The organism is Sphingobium sp. LB126 (assembly GCF_002795205.1).
In the GTDB taxonomy this organism is placed as follows: Bacteria; Pseudomonadota; Alphaproteobacteria; order Sphingomonadales; family Sphingomonadaceae; genus Sphingobium; species Sphingobium chungbukense.
Genome location: NZ_NETV01000001.1, coordinates 2,243,410 through 2,259,165, shown reverse-complemented (window position 1 = coordinate 2,259,165; position 15,756 = coordinate 2,243,410). Strand labels below are relative to the sequence as shown.

Genomic DNA, 15,756 nt, shown 5'->3' with positions numbered 1-15,756 from the left:
ACGGCCGCAATCGGCCTGCTGGCGGAACCGGATCGGCCGCTAGAGCCGGATTGTGGCGGCTTGGTGACGAGGAGCAGCCTTCGCCGGACGAGTGTATAATTATGTCCGACTGTTGCAGTACAGCAACATTGAGGGCGGGATTCCATCCTTTTGTTTTCTGCGAAATGCTCTAGTGACCCGAATCTGAAGTTCGTCACATTGTTGGGCCAGCGCTGAACGAACTTCAGCTTCGTCAGGGTCACTAGCAAATATATGATTCTAGTGTGGTTTATGGATTTGAAATACGCTCCCCACCTGGCCGCTATGATGAGGCGTATTTCAAATCCACCACACTAGCGCGCTCGCATGATGAGCTTTCCGATCTGGTTGCCCGCGACATTGATGGCTGGCGGGTTGCAGGCCTGGCGGACCGCCATCCAGCGACGGGTGAGCAAGGAGCTGTCGGTCAATGCCGCGGGCCTGGTGCGCTATCTTTACGGCCTGCCCTTCACCATGTTGCTGCTGGGCGGATACCGGATGCTGTTCGCCACGCCCCTGCCCTCTCCCGATCCTTTGTTCCTGCTCTTCTGTCTGGGCGGGGGGCTGGCGCAGATCATTGCCACCAATTTGCTGATCATGGCCTTTGCCTATCGCAATTTCGTGGTCGGCACCGCCTATGCCAAGACCGAGGCGGTGCAAGGCGCGATCCTGTCCTTCCTGCTGATGGGGGAGCGGTTGCATCCGCTCGCCTGGGCAGGCATCGGTTGCGGCGTCATGGGGGTCATGCTGCTGTCCACGGGCGGCAAGCGCATGGGACCGATGGATTTTGCCAGGGCCCTTGGCCAGCCGGCGGCGCTGACCGGCATCGCGTCGGGCTTTTTCTTCGCTCTGACCGCGATCGGCATCCGCCGTGCAACACAGGAGGTCGGTGGGAACGACCCGGTCCTCGCCGCGCTGATCGTACTCGCCGTGACGGTGGCGATGCAGACGGCGATGCAGGGCGGTTTCCTGCTGCTGCGCGAACCGGGGCAGATGGGGAGGGTGTTTCGCAACTGGCGGGTGTCGGGGCAGGTCGGGCTGCTCTCCTCCCTGGGATCGGCCTGCTGGTTCACTGGCTTTGCCACGGCGCCGGTCGCGCTGGTGCGGATCGTCGGGCAGATCGAGGTCGCCTTCACCCTGGGTTTCGGCCATTTCTACCTGGGCGAACGGATGCGGCGCAGCGAGGTCGTGGGACTGATATTGGTGGCGGGCGGCGTGGTGCTGGCACTGATGGGCTCATTATAGCGGGCGAGCAACGGCCCGCCGCATCGCTAACGGATATTTTACCATCGTCCGATAGCCCCTGAAACCGTGGAAAATCAGGCAAGAAACCGGAACGTCGAACAGGCGGTGATGAAGGTGGCCAAGCTGTCTGGCGACCTGGGCATCCGCACGCTCGACCTGCAGGCGGACATCAGCGAACTGGCGGACCGCGTCACCCATCAGGCCCGCACCATCGAGACCATCGGCGGCGCGGCGGCGCAACTGTCGCGCGACGGGGAAAGCGTGTCGCTGGCCGGGCAGGACGCGCGGGAAAAGGCGATCGCGGCGCGGGGCATCATCGATGATTCCGGACGGCAGCTATCGGACGCCAACGCCAATTTCGTCGACCTGATCGAGCGGGTGAGCAGCCTGCATGAACGGCTGGACGGTTTCCGCAATGCGCTCAAGACCGTGGCCCATGTGACCAGCGTGATCAGCGGCATTGCCAGCCAGACCAATTTGCTGGCCCTCAACGCCACTATCGAAGCGGCACGGGCCGGCGATGCCGGACGCGGCTTTGCCGTGGTGGCGGCGGAGGTCAAGAAGCTGGCGCAGGAAACAGCGACGGCAACCCAGACCATCGACCAGTCGATCGGCGCGTTGACCGGCGAGGCGGGCAAGATGCTGGAAGGGATCGTCCATGGCGCCGAAACCGCGCGCACGGCCCTGTCCGACACCAAGAATATCGAGCAACTGGTCGAACGGCTGGGCAATCTGATGGAGGATCTGTCCAGCAACAGCGACGCGGTGGCGCAGCGCATCGCCTCCATGGTCGGATCGGCGGGCGAAATCCGCAGCGGGCTGGAGGCGCTGGCCAGCACCTCGACCGACAATGCGGGCGGGCTGCACAGGCTGTCCGGGCGGATCACCATCGCCAGCGACGACACCAACCAGTTGCTGCAATTGGTGGCGGAGAGCGGCGTCGAGATTCCCGATTCCCCCTATATCGACTTCTGCCTGAACGCGGCGAAGGCGGTGAGCGGGGAATTGGAGCAGGCGCTCGCCGATGGGCGGCTGACCGAAAGCGTGCTGTTCAGCGAATATTATGCGCCCATTCCCGGCACCCATCCGACGCAATATAGCCATCCCGTCCAGCCGGTGCTGATCCCCGCGGCCAGGGTGCAGCAGGAAAGGGCGCGCGCGTTCAGGGGCCTGTTCGGCATGACCTTCACCGATCGCAACAGTTTCGGCGCGGTCGCCATGCCGGAGCGGTCGTTGCCCCAGCGGCCCGGCGACGATAATTGGAACATGGAATATTCGCGCGAAGGCGTGATCTTCGATTTTCCCGATACGCGCGAGCAGAGCAAGATCACCCAGCCCTTCTGCCTCAAGGCCTATCGTCGCCTGACCGCGGAGGGAAATGTCATCCTGCTCAAGCAGGTGATCGCCTCCATCCATGTGCGGGGCAGGCATTGGGGGATTCTGCAAATGGCCTATCAGGATCAGGGGTGAGGCCGGTGGCCATGGATGGCCTGTTGCCGACATCGCCACCCTCGTTACGCTCGTCACCCTCGTCACCCTCGTCACCCTGGTGGGCTTGACCCAAAGGCTCCCCGCATTGTCAGGGTGGGCGCTCAGAAGAAAAGCGGGACCCCAGGTCAAGCCCGGGGTGACGTGCCATGAAAGTGTCCGCTCTTGCCCGCGCTCCGATCCGCGCTATGTCGCTTCCGGTCATCATTGCGGGAGACGGCATGGGCCGCATCGTCGGGCAAATCGCCAAGGGTCTGGGCATCACGCTGCTGTTTGCGGTCGTCACGCTGTGTCTGGCGGTGACCATCGTTCCGCTCTTTCTCGACCAGATCTATTATCGGGGGCCGGTCAGCCGCCATTATGATGGTGCCCGTTTCTTCAATCCCGATGGGGAGATCGGATTGCCGGTGCCGCCGGGGAGCAACCCCCGCGGCTTCGTCGCGCGCTGGCTGACGGGGCAGGACGACCGACCCGCATGGCCCGACGCTGTCGCGGTCAAGCCCTCGCGCCCGCCCGCCTTCGCCGCGCCCAGGGGCATGGTGGCGACATGGGTGGGCCATGCGACGGTGCTGGTACAGGCGGCGGGCCTCAATATCCTGACCGATCCGATCTGGTCGGACCATGCCGGCCCCTTCCCGCCGCTGGGGCCGAAGCGGGTGGCACAGCCGGGGGTGCGCTTTGACGATCTGCCAAAAATCGACCTCATCCTGGTCAGCCACAATCATTATGACCATATGGACATTCCCACGCTGAAAAGGCTGTGGGAGCGGGACCGGCCGAAGATCGTCACCAGCCTGGGCAATGACGCGATCCTGAAGGCCAACGGCATCCCGTCGACCGCGCTGGACTGGGGCCAGTCGGTGAGCGGCGCGGCGCTTCGCGGCCTGGGCGATGACACGGTGATCCAGTGCGAAAATTACGAACATTGTCCCGATTATCGCGTCCATGTGCTGCGCAGCCATCATTGGAGCAGCCGCTGGAACACGGACCGCAGCCGGGCTTTATGGTCCAGTTTCGTCGTCGAGACGCGGGCGGGCAACATCTTCTTCGTGGGCGATACCGGGGCTGGCGACATGGCCTGGCCGGAAGAAGCGGCGCGGCTGGGGCCGATCAGGCTGGCGATGATCCCGATCGGCGCCTTCCGCTTCTATCCCGGGCAGATGCAGTCGGACGCGCATATCGGGCCGGAACAGGCTGTGCAGGTATTCGAGAAACTCAGGGCCTCGACCGCGATCCCCATCCATTGGGGAACGTTCCGCCTGTCCTACGAGAAATGGGGGACGCCGCCCAGGATGCTGGAGCTTGCCCTGCGCTGCGAAGGGATAGAGCGGAAGCGCTTCGCACCGCTCAGGGCCGGGCAGTCGATCCTGGTGCCGGGCTATGCGCCTGTGCCGCGTGGCACCAAGCATTGCGACCGGCGGGCGATCGCGGCGCTGGAATAAGCGTCAGCAGTCGCCGATGCGCGTGATTTCGCGGCGGCCGGAAACGACGACGACATAATTGCCGCCGGTCTTTTCGGTTAGGCGTGCGATCCCATCCACATCGAGCAACAAATGTTCCGCACCAGTACGGCCATCCACGCGGACGGTCATCTGAATATCCTGTCCCGTGTCGTGCGGCCTGCATCTGGCAAGCGCTGAAAGGGTGGATCCATCGGCATCGAACGTCTCCATGGCGCAGTCGTCGAATTTTTCATCGAGCATGGCCTGAATCTCCGACTTCTCACGCAGGCGCGGTTCGCCGCAGACACTCTTTTCCTTGTTGAAGCCATCGATCACCCCGCGCAGTTCAGACGGGATTTCCTCATCCTTGAGCGCGCGGTCGTTGAGACGCACGCCGGTCAGGATTGTGCGGTCATGCCATTGGCCCAGCCGTGGCGGATTGGACGGATCATCCTGCCGGGGCGCACAGCCGACCAGCATCAGCATGCCCCATGCCGCCGAACCTGCCATCGCAAATCGCATATATGCCCCCAGCCCCGTCGGCTCAGGCAGATAGGCGTTCCAAGACCTTAAAACAGGGGAAGCCATCCATTTCGGACATGATAATCTTCCGTCGCGCGCCAATGGGAAGGATTGGAGGCCTTTATCCGTCGCCGCTCATCCCCCTCATCATGGCGCGGAAATTGTCGATCGTCGCGGAGGCCAGATATTCGGCCTGCATCTCCTCCGTCAGCAGTTCGACCATCTGCCGGCCCTCGATCCAAAGTTCGATGACGCCGAAGGTGCCGCCCCGCTTGCGATATTTGGCGGGCCAGCCTTCGCGCGACGCGATCGCCATCACCTCCGCCTGGCTGAGCGGGGTGGCAAGGGCGGCGTGGGTGGCGGTATAGCCGTTCTGCTGCGTAGCCTCGCCGAAGCTGTCGGCGTCGCCCTCCGCCTCGCGCAGCACTGTGCCCAGCGGATAGACTTCTATCGCCGTGCCGCGCTCGTCCCCAGCCACGGCGATCCAGCTTCCCTGTGCGACCGGCGGAAAGGGAAAGGCCTCCCCCCGCCAGAATTCGGCCAGGACCTGCGCGACATGGCGGGGATTGCGGGCTGCGATCGACAGATGGAACAGCATGGAACGACTCCCCTTCCCAAGAGATGGATGCCGTTCGGGACCATCGCATGAATCGCAGCCCAGCGCATTTTCGATCTTCCGTCGCGAATCCGCGACTTAGGCCTTCGAACATTCCCCCGTGCGCTTGCCGGTGACGTCATGGGTCGTACGCAGCACGGGGCTGCCGCCCTCCGTCCGGGTCATGGTGCTGCCCAGGGTCAGCGTATCGGCGGTGAAATTGCCCTCCAGCACGATTTCCGACGTGCCCTTGCCCGACGTGCAGGCGAGCGTCGCGATCAACCGGCCCTTGCGGACCAGCTTGTCCTTGTAGGTGCAGGCCTTGCCCTCCGCTCCCGCAAGCGCATTGGCGTCGGGCACGCCAGCGGCATCGACGGCGATGCAGGCCTTGTCCTCGCTCGTCTGCTTCAGGGCGGCCTGATATTCGGCCGGGGTGACGGTGGGCGTATTGTAGCCCGTGGTCTTGCGCGTCAGCGTCCATTCGCCGGCCTTCATCAGGACCGGTGCTTCGGTGGTTTCAGGTGCGGGTTCCGGCTTGCTACCGCAGCCGGCCAAGCCAAGAGCGAGCAAAAGCGGCCATGCCGCCAGTGCAACTTTCTGCATATCCTCTCCCCTGTTCTCGCTGGTTCACGCATTTTGCGAGCCATCGGCCGTACCTGCCGACTTCAAAATGCTTGGGCGGAACGGCGTGAGGCTCGCGCCAAGTCGCGCAAAGCGCAAGAGGAATTTGCTGGAGCCTGTTTCCCGCATTTTGCGAGCCGTCGGCCATGCTGGCCGACTGCAAAATACTCTATCGCTTCTTATAGGTGGGCGCGTGGAAGTCGGGCGGCTTGCTGGCGACCCAGGCCAGGAAGCGGGCCAGTTCGGGATGGGCGCGCAAGGCATCGGCATCGCCATAGGCGCGGGCGAGCTCCGCATTGCCAAGGTGCGCGTGGATGGCGCGATGGCAGATCGGGTGGACGGGCACCCTGTCCCGCCCGCCTTTGCTTTTGGGCATCGGATGATGCCATTCGACGCGATGCCCCAGCGCGCGGCCGCAGAGCCAGCACGCCGGGGCCTGGTTCATTTCGCCGCGCAGGTCGTGCCGATCCACTTGCCGCTGGTCTTGGCCTTCATGCTCATGTTCATGCCGTTGGGCGCGCCGGTCATCTTCATGTCCATGTGCATTGCATAGCTTTCTGGCGCGTAATCGCCGGACATGACGGCGTTCATCGTGCCGCCCTGCGACTTGCAGCTGATTTCCCCCTTCACGGAGCCGCCGCTGGCGTCGAAGCCCTTGTACGTGCAATCCTTATTCTCCTGGCCGGAGAACATCTTGCCGCTGGGGTTGGCCGCTTCTTCGGGCGAGACGCAATATTTGATCGAGGTGCGGCTCATCATCTTCTTCATCTGCTCTTTCATCTGGGCGCCGCCGCCGGGCATGTTCGGCATGTCGATGTCTTCCAGCTCATAAGTGCCCTCCCACTGGCCCGGCTTGAGCTGGACCTTCTGGACCTCCTGTTTCACCTCTTCCTTGGTCTGGGGCTCGCCGGACGGTTTTTCGCCGCAGGCCGCCAGCAGGGCCGTCGCCCCCATCAGGCCCAGTACAGTTTTGCGCATGGATCATCCTCCCTGTTGCACCCCGCTTGGGCCGGGACCATATCAAGGCGCGATGACAATTCAAATCCGCACCACGCTGGACGAGCCGGAGACCGGCGAAGGCTTCGTCCCCCACCGCCCCGCGCGCCCCGAAAAGAGCGAGGGCGGGCGGGCGTTCAAGCTGGTTTCCGATTATGAGCCGTCGGGCGACCAGCCGACCGCCATTGCCGAACTGGTGGAAACCGCGCTGACGGGCGAGAAGGATCAGGTGCTGCTGGGCGTGACCGGCTCCGGCAAGACCTTCACCATGGCGAAGGTGATCGAGGCGTTGCAGCGGCCCGCGCTGGTGCTGGCGCCGAACAAGATTCTCGCCGCGCAGCTTTATGGGGAGTTCAAAAGTTTCTTCCCCGAAAATGCGGTCGAATATTTCGTCAGTTACTATGATTATTATCAGCCCGAAGCCTATGTGGCGCGGTCGGACACCTATATCGAGAAGGAGTCCAGCGTAAACGAGGCGATCGACCGGATGCGCCATTCGGCCACCCGCGCCCTGATGGAGCGGGACGATGTGCTGATCGTGGCGTCGGTGTCCTGTCTTTACGGCATCGGGTCGGTCGAGACCTATTCGGCCATGACCTTCGCGATGAAGAAGGGGCAGATCGAGGACCAGCGCGAGATCATCCGCAAGCTGGTGGCGCTCCAGTACAAGCGCAACGATGCGGCCTTTGCGCGCGGCAATTTCCGGGTGAAGGGGGATAATCTGGAGATTTTCCCCTCCCACTATGAGGATACGGCGTGGCGGGTCAGCTTCTTCGGCAATGAAATTGAGGAGATTGTCGAGTTCGATCCCCTGACGGGCAAGAAGATCGCGAGCCTCGATTATGTGAAGGTCTTTCCCAATTCGCACCACGTCACGCCGGGGCCGACGCTCAAGCAGGCGATGGAGGCGATCCGCTTCGAGCTGGCGGAGCGGCTGAAGGAACTGACCGGCGAGGGCAAGCTGCTGGAGGCGCAGCGGCTGGAGCAACGGACGAACTTCGATCTGGAGATGATCGCGGCGACCGGCTCCTGCGCGGGGATCGAGAATTATTCGCGCTTCCTGACCGGACGCCTGCCGGGCGAGCCGCCGCCGACGCTGTTCGAATATCTGCCAGAAAATGCGCTGCTGTTCGTGGACGAGAGCCACCAGACCGTGCCGCAGATCGGGGCGATGGCGCGGGGCGACCATCGGCGCAAGATCACGCTGGCCGAATATGGCTTCCGCCTGCCGAGCTGCATCGACAACCGGCCGCTGCGCTTCAACGAGTGGGACGCGATGCGGCCGCAGACGGTGAGCGTGTCCGCGACGCCGGGGCCGTGGGAGATGAACCAGACTGGCGGCACCTTCTCCGAACAGGTCATTAGGCCGACCGGCCTCATCGACCCGCCGGTCGAGATCAAGCCGGTCGAGGATCAGGTCGACGACCTGATCAACGAATGCCGCAAGGTCGCCGCGCAGGGCTATCGCACGCTCGTCACCACGCTGACCAAGCGGATGGCAGAGGACCTGACCGAATTCATGCATGAGGCGGGGATCAAGGTCCGCTACATGCACTCGGATGTCGAGACGCTGGAGCGGATCGAACTGATCCGGGATTTGCGGCTGGGCGTCTATGACGTGCTGATCGGCATCAACCTGCTGCGCGAGGGTCTGGATATTCCCGAATGCGGGCTGGTGGCGATATTGGACGCGGACAAGGAAGGGTTCCTGCGCTCCGAAACCTCGCTGATCCAGACGATCGGGCGTGCGGCGCGCAATGTCGAGGGGCGGGTGATCCTCTATGCCGACCGGATCACCGGGTCGATGGAGCGGGCGCTCAATGAGACGTCCCGTCGGCGCGAGAAGCAGATGGAATATAATGCCGAACATGGCATCACGCCGCAGACGGTGAAGAAGAATATCAGCGACATCATCGCCCATGTCGCGTCCAAGGATCAGGTGACGGTCGAGACGGGGCTGGAGGACCGGCCGCATCTCGTGGGCCACAATCTGCGCGCCTATATCGAGGATCTGGAAAAGAAGATGCGCGCGGCGGCGGCGGACCTGGAGTTCGAGGAAGCCGGACGCATCCGCGACGAAATCCGCAAGCTGGAGGCGGAGGAACTGGGCCTGCCCGCCGATCAGCAGGTGGCGGCGCCGAGGGGCCGCGCGACCGAAGGAAAGCCGGGGACGCGGAAGCTGCGCTACGGCAAGGTGCAGAAGAAGTTCGGGCGGTAGAGCTTTTTCGAAGCAGGTGGTATCACCCGCTGGCTCCGTCCCCCCTCAGGACGCCAGCGACCGGGGTGCCGCGCGCAAGGCGGACAGGTTGATCGAATGGGTGAATTCCACACCCATCCGGTCTTCCTTCGACCAGCGCGCAACGGCGTTGACGATCTGGTTTTCGCTCAGTTCGATCGCGAACAGCGTGCCTTCTGGAACAGCCCACACCCCCTCCAACTGCGCGCCGGTGGCGGAAATGTTGCGGATGCGCCCGGTATGGACATGCCCGTCATGATGCACGGTCACGGTGCGGAACATGGTCTTGCGTTCGGGCCGGCTCGACTGGAAACCCTGCGGCGCGATGTGCCCGCCATGGCGATGCTGCTGGACCAGCACCTCCTGCGCGGGAACCGGCCGACCATAAACATAGCCCTGGATGTGGCTGCACCCGAGCTGGCGGATCAGGGCGAGCTCGTCCTGCGTTTCCGCCCCCTCCGCCGTGGTGTCCATACCCAGCGCTTCGGCCAGGCTGACGATCGCCTTGATGATGGCGCTGTTGCGGCTGCCCTTGATCGCGGCGCCGCGCACGAAGCTCTGGTCGATCTTGATCTTGTCGAACGGCGCCTTCTTCAGATAGCCGAGCGAGGAATAGCCGGTGCCGAAATCGTCCAGCGCCAGCCGGACGCCCAGGCCCTTCAGGCGGCTGAACATCGAATCCGTGCCGTCGCCGTCGGTCAGGAACACGCTTTCGGTGATTTCCAGTTCCAGCCGCTGGGGCGCCAGGCCCGATCCGGCCAGTGCATTCATGACGACGGAGGGCAGGCCCGGATTGGCGAACTGGATCGGCGAGACATTGATCGCCACCCGCACATCGTCGGCCCATTGCGCCGCATCGCGGCAGGCGGTGCGCAGCACCCATTCGCCGATCGGGCCGATCAGGCCGCTATCCTCCGCGATCGGCACGAACTGGGTGGGCGAGATCGCGCCACGTACCGGATGCTGCCAGCGCAGCAGCGCTTCATAGCCGGTGATCCGTTCAGTCTTGGACGACACCACGGGTTGATAGACGAGGTGCAGTCCGTCCTCGACCAGGGCCCGGCGCAGATCCTCCTCCAGCTGGCGGCGGTCCTCCGCCTCGGCATGCATTTCGGGCGAGTAGAAGCGGTAGACGCCGCGTCCATCGCCTTTCGCCGCATAGAGCGCGAGGTCGGCATTGCGGATCAGTTCCTCCGCGGTGACACCATCCTGCGGGCAGAAGGAAATGCCGACCGATACACCGATGACGACCGCCGTCCCCTCCACCGTATAGGGTTGGGAGACATCGGTGATGATCGCCCGCGCCAGATGATCGAGCGTGACCTTGTCCGGGCGGCCGGGCAGCAGGATCTTGAATTCGTCGCCGCCCTGGCGGCCGACCAGCCCCTTGTCCCCAACGACGCGCTGGATGCGCTGGCTGACCTGCCGCAGCAGCGCGTCGCCGGCGGGGTGGCCGAGCGTGTCGTTGACCGTCTTGAACCGGTCGAGGTCGAGCATCATCAACGTGCAGTCGCGGGGCCGGCCGCCCTTGCCCGCCACCGCCTGCTCCAGCGAACGCATCATCTGCACGCGGTTGGCGAGGCCGGTCAGCGAATCAAATTGGGCCAGCCGGTTCACCTCGGCCTGGCTGCGGCGCATTTCGGTCAGGTCCGTGCCGCTGCCGCGGAAGCCGTGAAACTGGCCATATTCGTTGAACACAGGCTGGCCGGAAATCGACCACCATCGCTCGTCCTTCGCCATGGCGGCACGGACCGGAATTTCGGCAAAGCCGGTGCGGGCGGAAAGGTGAAAGCCCAGCGTGCGCTCGCCATCGCCGTCCTGCCGGTCGCCGGGCCGGATGATCTCCGTGATCGGGCGGCCGATCAGCGCCTCGCTGGTCCTGTCCAGCGTGCGCGCCAGCGTGTCGGAAATATAGGCGATGCAGCCGTGGCGATCGGTTTCCCAGAACCAGCCGCGACCTGACTGCTCATATTCATGCAGCAACCGGTCGGATCGCTGCGCCCGCAGATCGCGCTGATGGAAGAGGATGGCGCGGTTCATGTCGGCATTCGCCTGGCGCAGGGCGGCGACCATCATCACCGCGATGCAACTGATCAACAGGCCTATCTGGGTGAAATCCGCCCGATGGACGATCGCCGCGACCAGCAGTCCGGTGAAATAGCCCACCCCCAGCAGCCGCCGGTCGCCGAAGATCGACACCGCCATCAGCGCGACCGCCATTTCCGCCACCAGATTGCGCGACGGCGCATCCGTAAGGAGCGACGAACCCAGCATCACACTGAAGGTCAGACCCGACAGCATCACCATCGGCAGCATCAGCCATTTCTGGTGATGCGGGCGCAACCGCTGGAACGCGGCGCCGCGCGGCGCGACGATCGCGACACCGTCCACCAGCAGCATGGCCGACAGCGCCAGCGCATGACCGACATTGTCCGCTTCGTAAAAGGGCACGTGCAGCAAGGCGGTGATGCAGAGTTTCCCCAGCAATATCAGCGGCCACAGCCGGGCGATATGGACGAAGGTCCCGGAAATCCAGGAGACGTCGACCTCCACCCCGCCCTCGGCCAGACCGAGCGCAGCGACAAGGTCGCCGCGCCGCGCGCGCCATTCGGTCAGGTTGGTCCGCAGGGATGCCATGATCCCTGCGTAACAAGGAGTTATTGAAAGAAGCTTACCTGTCCGACGGCGGAATGGCGTTGCGGAAAAAGGTCAGGTGGGAAGGCGGATTTGGAGGGATCCCAGCCGTTCCCCCCCTCCCTCGTTCCCCCGATCAAGTCCAAGGTGACGAAGGGCTCATGCCCGCACGACCAAAACCGCCATCCCTTCAGATGCTCCAATGCCAGAGGGCCTGTAAGCCGGGTTCTGTCCCCTCCTTGCGAAGGGTGGCGACCATTCCTCTAGGGGACGGATTGCTCCGTCCCTCAAGCAACCAACCCGGGCGGTCTCAGCCGAAACTTAGCCTAGCAGTCAAGCTGCGCGCCGCCCCTATTCGGTCTTGCTCCCGGTGGGGTTTACCGTGCCGCCTTCCGTTGCCGGAGACGCGGTGCGCTCTTACCGCACCCTTTCAATTTCGCTGAGCCGAAGCTGTAGCGACCTGCTTTCTGTTGCACTGTCCCTTGGATCACTCCAGCCGGCCGTTAGCCGGCACCGTCATTTCGTGGAGCCCGGACTTTCCTCGCCGTGGAAGTACCCCTCCACGCCGCGGCCGCCCGGCCCTCTGGCAAGGGCGCCTATACACGGGTCGGGCGCGCTCGTCATCCCCGTTCCATCATCGCGCCGCTTAGTCCCCACCCTGGGGCTTGGGCAGCAGCAACGCCAGCAGGATCGCCCGGCACTCGCCGTCGATGATCCCGTCGATCAGTTCGGGCCGGAAGCGCCGCTGGAACGCCACCACCGCCGCCTGCGGCTCGGCAATGTCATAACCGAAACGCTCCAGCGCCAGCATGAAGCCGCCATCGCTCCAATGCGGGTCCATGAGGTTCTTGGTCGGGCGCGGCAGGGCCAGCCGCAGCCGCGCCAACTGTCCCCAGGGGAAAAGCTCGCCGGGGTCCTGCTTGCGGGCCGGGGCGACGTCGCTATGCCCGACGATATTGCCGCGGGTGATCTTGTGACGCTGGACGATCTGGTGGATGAGCGGGATCAGCGAGCCCATCTGCGTGTCCGGGAAGGGCCGATAGCCCCATTCATGCCCCGGATTGACGATCTCTATGCCGATACTGGCGGAATTGACGTCGTCGATGCCCCGCCAATGCGCCCGCCCGGCATGCCAGGCGCGCTTGTCCTCGTCCACCATGCGGATGACCTGCCCGTCCTCGGTCACGACATAATGGGCGGACACCTTGGATTCCGGGCTGACCAGCCAGTTGATCGCGGTCGCCGCGTCGACCATCCCGGTATAGTGCAACACCAGCATCGATACGGGCAGGCTGCGCTCGTCGAAATTGGGCGACGGCGTGTCGATCATCGGAAAGTCGGTCATCGCGAAGGGCCCGTCACTTGTCCATCATCCGCCGCCATTACCATGGACCGACCATGGCCGACAGCGGCCGGCCAATCAAGCGGGCGGCCCCGCAAAAATCATGATGGGCAAATGACGAGGCGGATCAGAGCGCCCGATGAACCGAGGCCTGCGCCAGCGAAGACGCCTCGATCCGGCGCCCATAGCCACCGCGAAATTCGGGATGGGGTACGAAATCCTCGCTATGGCCGATCACCGTTTCGCCCGCGCCCAGCAACAGGACAGATCGCGCATGGCTGTGCCGCGCCAGCAGACGGAACACGTCCTGGCGGCGCTCCGGCGTGAAATAGAGCAGCACGTTGCGGCAGAGCAGCAGATCATATTCGCCCATCGGTGCCCGGGCATCGAACAGATTGTCGGTGCGGAAATCGATCATCTGCCGCAGCGCGGGATTGGCGCACCAATCGTCGCCCGAAGGTTCGAACCATTTGATGAGGTCGCCTACCGCCAGCCCGCGCTGCACGTCCATCTGGGTGAAGATGCCCGCCTTTGCCTGGTCGATCGCGGCGGTGGAAATGTCGGTGGCCAAAATCTCTATGCGCCAGCCGCGCCAGCGCGCCATGGCGTTGGAGATCTGGATCGCGATCGAATAGGCTTCCTGCCCGGTCGAACAGCCCGCGCTCCAGATGCGCAGGGTCCGGTCCGACCGCTGCGCATGGATCTGCGGCAGGATCTGGCGATGGATCATGTCGAAAATCTGGAGATCGCGGAAAAAGCTGCTCTCATTGTTCAGCAGCGCATTGACCACGGCATTTTCCAGCGCGGGGTCCTTGCGGATCAGCAGCCGGGCGGCCAGGGCATCCATATCCGCCAGCCCATGGGTGCGCAGCACCGGCTTCAACGCCGTTTCCATTCGCCAGGCACGGTTTTCCGACAATATCTGGCCGGTACGCGCCTCCAGCAGGCCGGACAGGATTCGCGCGGCGCTGCGCGAAGAGGCGCCCGAAGCGGATGCACCGGAGCCGGACGAGGGAGTGCCGGACGAGGGAGTCATTGCCATCAGTTTCTGTTCTTTCCTCGCCGTGCCACGAAATCCATGATCGCATGCGGTTCCAACAGCGCGCAGTTCAGGCCCTCGCCCGCGATCGATCCGGGCATTCCCCAGACCACGCTGCTCGCCTCATCCTGCGCGACGATCCAGCCGCCCGCCGCGACGATGTCGCGCGCGCCGATCGTGCCGTCGCGGCCCATTCCGGTCAGCACGATCCCCGCCGCCCCCGCGCCATAGGCCTGCGCCATGCTGGAGAACATCGGGTCGACGCCGGGCAGATTGCCCGTCGGGGTGCGCTGTGGATCGAGCATGACGGACACCCGTCCGTGCAAGCCCCGCCGCAACTGGAGATTGGCATCGCCCGGCGCGACATAGACGATGTCGGGGGACAACAGTTCCCCCTGCTCGGGCACCTTGACCTTCAGGCTGGTCATACGCCCCAATTGCTGGGCGAAATAATAAGTGAAGCTGGCGGGCAGATGTTGGGTCAGCAGGATCGGCACGCCCAGCGGTTCCGCCAGCCCGGCGAACAGTTGCCCCAGCGCATGGATGCCACCGGTCGACGCGCCGATGCCCAGACAGGCGAGCGGCTGCGCCACCTGCCCCGCCTCGACCGGCGCGGCAGGACGGGCGAGAACCGGCGGCTGCCCACCGCTGAACAGGCGTGACAGGCGCTCGATCAGCGACTGGGGGAAATGTTCGCCGAAACTGCCGCTGCCCGGCTTGGCGAAAATGTCGCTCGCCCCCAGCGCCAGCGCTTCTATGGCGGCGGCGCTGCCCTCCTCGCAATTGCCCGACAGGATCACGACCTTGGCGTGGGGCTGCGTCCGCAGGATCGCAGGCAGCGCCGTCAGGCCGCTCTGACCCGGCAACTCTATGTCGAGCAGCACCAGATCGACTTCATGCTCGTTCAGATAATATAGGGCCTGTTCGGCGCTATTGGTCTTGTGCGTGACACAAAAGCCCCGGTCCGCATTCAATATCCGCTCGATCACTGTCCGGACCACGACCGAATCGTCGACGATCAGGGTGCGTACCACCCTGTCGTCGCTCCGGTTTCTGGCCATGATCGGCACGTGGACGGTCATTGAAGGGACAACTTTCCTGAAGGAAAAGAAAAGGAGGAAAAGGAGCGGTCAGTTCATCGGCAGACGAGGCATTTCCCGGCGGCCGGCTTGCCTGCGACCAGCCGGGAAAGGCGGTGTCGGAAACTTCAGATCACTCCCACGATGGCCAACTTGCTTTCCAGCGTTTCACGATCGAACGGCTTCATCACATATTCGTCCGCGCCCGCCTCGACGGCGGCCTTGATATGGCTGATGCCGTTTTCGGTGGTGCAGAAGATGATCTTGGGCCGCGCCGCCAGTCCGGCGCCGGGCAGGGCCTGGAGGAATTCCATCCCGCTCATCACCGGCATGTTCCAGTCGAGCAGCACGACGTCGGGCGCGGATGCTTCGCACTGGGTCAGGGCATCGCGGCCGTCGACCGCTTCGCTGACCGACAGGTCCAACGATTCCAATATGTGGCGCGCCACCTTTCTTATGACTTTCGAATCATCGACGACCAGGCAGTTTTTCATAAAGC

The 15,756-nt window shown here is 64.0% G+C and carries 14 protein-coding genes and 1 other RNA gene; 4 read left to right on the top strand and 11 right to left on the bottom strand.

Going from position 1 to position 15,756, the window contains the following annotated elements:
- Positions 1 to 345: 345 nt before the first annotated feature.
- From CAF53_RS11050 to CAF53_RS11040, 3 genes are all read left to right on the top strand, one after another.
- Complete coding sequence (locus tag CAF53_RS11050) at positions 346 to 1,263, top strand: DMT family transporter (protein WP_100238075.1); 918 nt, start codon at positions 346 to 348, stop codon at positions 1,261 to 1,263.
- 108 nt (positions 1,264 to 1,371) lie between these two features.
- Complete coding sequence (locus CAF53_RS11045) at positions 1,372 to 2,733, top strand: methyl-accepting chemotaxis protein (protein ID WP_100238074.1); 1,362 nt, start codon at positions 1,372 to 1,374, stop codon at positions 2,731 to 2,733.
- Positions 2,734 to 2,972: 239 nt separating this feature from the next.
- Positions 2,973 to 4,193, top strand: a complete 1,221-nt coding sequence (locus tag CAF53_RS11040) for an MBL fold metallo-hydrolase (protein WP_100238771.1) — start codon at positions 2,973 to 2,975, stop codon at positions 4,191 to 4,193.
- 3 nt (positions 4,194 to 4,196) lie between these two features.
- On the opposite strand, the gene CAF53_RS11035 is transcribed toward CAF53_RS11040, so the two are convergent.
- The 5 genes from CAF53_RS11035 to CAF53_RS11015 all read right to left on the bottom strand — a co-directional run bounded on the left by CAF53_RS11035 (position 4,197) and on the right by CAF53_RS11015 (position 6,909).
- On the bottom strand, positions 4,197 to 4,703 hold the full coding sequence (locus tag CAF53_RS11035) for a DUF3617 family protein (protein ID WP_100238073.1): 507 nt from the start codon (positions 4,701 to 4,703) through the stop codon (positions 4,197 to 4,199).
- Between the two features lie 133 nt (positions 4,704 to 4,836).
- Entirely contained in the window at positions 4,837 to 5,313 is a 477-nt protein-coding gene (locus CAF53_RS11030) for a hypothetical protein (RefSeq protein WP_100238072.1), read from the bottom strand.
- Positions 5,314 to 5,409: 96 nt separating this feature from the next.
- Positions 5,410 to 5,913, bottom strand: coding sequence for a DUF3617 domain-containing protein (locus tag CAF53_RS11025; RefSeq protein WP_046763634.1), 504 nt, complete (start codon positions 5,911 to 5,913; stop codon positions 5,410 to 5,412).
- A 187-nt stretch (positions 5,914 to 6,100) separates the two neighbouring features.
- Positions 6,101 to 6,376, bottom strand: a complete 276-nt coding sequence (locus tag CAF53_RS11020) for an HNH endonuclease (RefSeq protein WP_100238770.1) — start codon at positions 6,374 to 6,376, stop codon at positions 6,101 to 6,103.
- Entirely contained in the window at positions 6,373 to 6,909 is a 537-nt protein-coding gene (locus tag CAF53_RS11015) for a DUF3617 domain-containing protein (protein WP_100238071.1), read from the bottom strand. The genes CAF53_RS11020 and CAF53_RS11015 overlap by 4 nt, the downstream gene beginning before the upstream one ends.
- A gap of 52 nt (positions 6,910 to 6,961) precedes the next feature.
- On the opposite strand from CAF53_RS11015, the gene uvrB reads away from it, so the two are divergent.
- Positions 6,962 to 9,145, top strand: a complete 2,184-nt coding sequence (gene uvrB, locus CAF53_RS11010; protein ID WP_100238070.1) for an excinuclease ABC subunit UvrB — start codon at positions 6,962 to 6,964, stop codon at positions 9,143 to 9,145.
- 45 nt (positions 9,146 to 9,190) lie between these two features.
- On the opposite strand, the gene CAF53_RS11005 is transcribed toward uvrB, so the two are convergent.
- From CAF53_RS11005 to CAF53_RS10980, 6 genes are all read right to left on the bottom strand, one after another.
- Positions 9,191 to 11,800 carry an EAL domain-containing protein gene (locus tag CAF53_RS11005; protein ID WP_100238069.1) on the bottom strand — a complete coding sequence of 870 codons (2,610 nt, stop codon included), beginning with the start codon at positions 11,798 to 11,800 and terminating at the stop codon, positions 9,191 to 9,193.
- A 198-nt stretch (positions 11,801 to 11,998) separates the two neighbouring features.
- Positions 11,999 to 12,384: RNase P RNA component class A (gene rnpB / locus CAF53_RS11000), an RNA gene on the bottom strand.
- 59 nt (positions 12,385 to 12,443) lie between these two features.
- Positions 12,444 to 13,142 (bottom strand): N-acetylmuramoyl-L-alanine amidase, encoded by a 699-nt coding sequence (locus CAF53_RS10995; RefSeq protein WP_100238068.1) that lies wholly within the window; start codon positions 13,140 to 13,142, stop codon positions 12,444 to 12,446.
- A 124-nt stretch (positions 13,143 to 13,266) separates the two neighbouring features.
- Positions 13,267 to 14,181, bottom strand: coding sequence for a protein-glutamate O-methyltransferase CheR (locus CAF53_RS10990; RefSeq protein WP_100238067.1), 915 nt, complete (start codon positions 14,179 to 14,181; stop codon positions 13,267 to 13,269).
- On the bottom strand, positions 14,181 to 15,260 hold the full coding sequence (locus tag CAF53_RS10985; RefSeq protein ID WP_046763641.1) for a chemotaxis protein CheB: 1,080 nt from the start codon (positions 15,258 to 15,260) through the stop codon (positions 14,181 to 14,183). Before CAF53_RS10985 ends, CAF53_RS10990 begins: the two co-directional genes overlap by 1 nt.
- A gap of 125 nt (positions 15,261 to 15,385) precedes the next feature.
- Entirely contained in the window at positions 15,386 to 15,751 is a 366-nt protein-coding gene (locus tag CAF53_RS10980; protein WP_046763642.1) for a response regulator, read from the bottom strand.
- Between the last annotated feature and the right edge of the window lie 5 nt (positions 15,752 to 15,756).

What these genes read in the sequence shown, in the direction of transcription:
- CAF53_RS10990 (WP_100238067.1), bottom strand. Translation starts at nt 14,181, where the DNA reads ATGGCAATGACTCCCTCGTCCGGCACTCCCTCGTCCGGCTCCGGTGCA.
- CAF53_RS10985 (WP_046763641.1), bottom strand. Translation starts at nt 15,260, where the DNA reads ATGACCGTCCACGTGCCGATCATGGCCAGAAACCGGAGCGACGACAGG.
- CAF53_RS11040 (WP_100238771.1), top strand. Translation starts at nt 2,973, where the DNA reads ATGGGCCGCATCGTCGGGCAAATCGCCAAGGGTCTGGGCATCACGCTG.
- CAF53_RS11035 (WP_100238073.1), bottom strand. Translation starts at nt 4,703, where the DNA reads ATGGCAGGTTCGGCGGCATGGGGCATGCTGATGCTGGTCGGCTGTGCG.
- CAF53_RS10980 (WP_046763642.1), bottom strand. Translation starts at nt 15,751, where the DNA reads ATGAAAAACTGCCTGGTCGTCGATGATTCGAAAGTCATAAGAAAGGTG.
- CAF53_RS11020 (WP_100238770.1), bottom strand. Translation starts at nt 6,376, where the DNA reads ATGAACCAGGCCCCGGCGTGCTGGCTCTGCGGCCGCGCGCTGGGGCAT.
- CAF53_RS11045 (WP_100238074.1), top strand. Translation starts at nt 1,372, where the DNA reads ATGAAGGTGGCCAAGCTGTCTGGCGACCTGGGCATCCGCACGCTCGAC.
- CAF53_RS11005 (WP_100238069.1), bottom strand. Translation starts at nt 11,800, where the DNA reads ATGGCATCCCTGCGGACCAACCTGACCGAATGGCGCGCGCGGCGCGGC.
- CAF53_RS11030 (WP_100238072.1), bottom strand. Translation starts at nt 5,313, where the DNA reads ATGCTGTTCCATCTGTCGATCGCAGCCCGCAATCCCCGCCATGTCGCG.
- CAF53_RS10995 (WP_100238068.1), bottom strand. Translation starts at nt 13,142, where the DNA reads ATGACCGACTTTCCGATGATCGACACGCCGTCGCCCAATTTCGACGAG.
- uvrB (WP_100238070.1), top strand. Translation starts at nt 6,962, where the DNA reads ATGACAATTCAAATCCGCACCACGCTGGACGAGCCGGAGACCGGCGAA.
- CAF53_RS11025 (WP_046763634.1), bottom strand. Translation starts at nt 5,913, where the DNA reads ATGCAGAAAGTTGCACTGGCGGCATGGCCGCTTTTGCTCGCTCTTGGC.
- CAF53_RS11050 (WP_100238075.1), top strand. Translation starts at nt 346, where the DNA reads ATGATGAGCTTTCCGATCTGGTTGCCCGCGACATTGATGGCTGGCGGG.
- CAF53_RS11015 (WP_100238071.1), bottom strand. Translation starts at nt 6,909, where the DNA reads ATGCGCAAAACTGTACTGGGCCTGATGGGGGCGACGGCCCTGCTGGCG.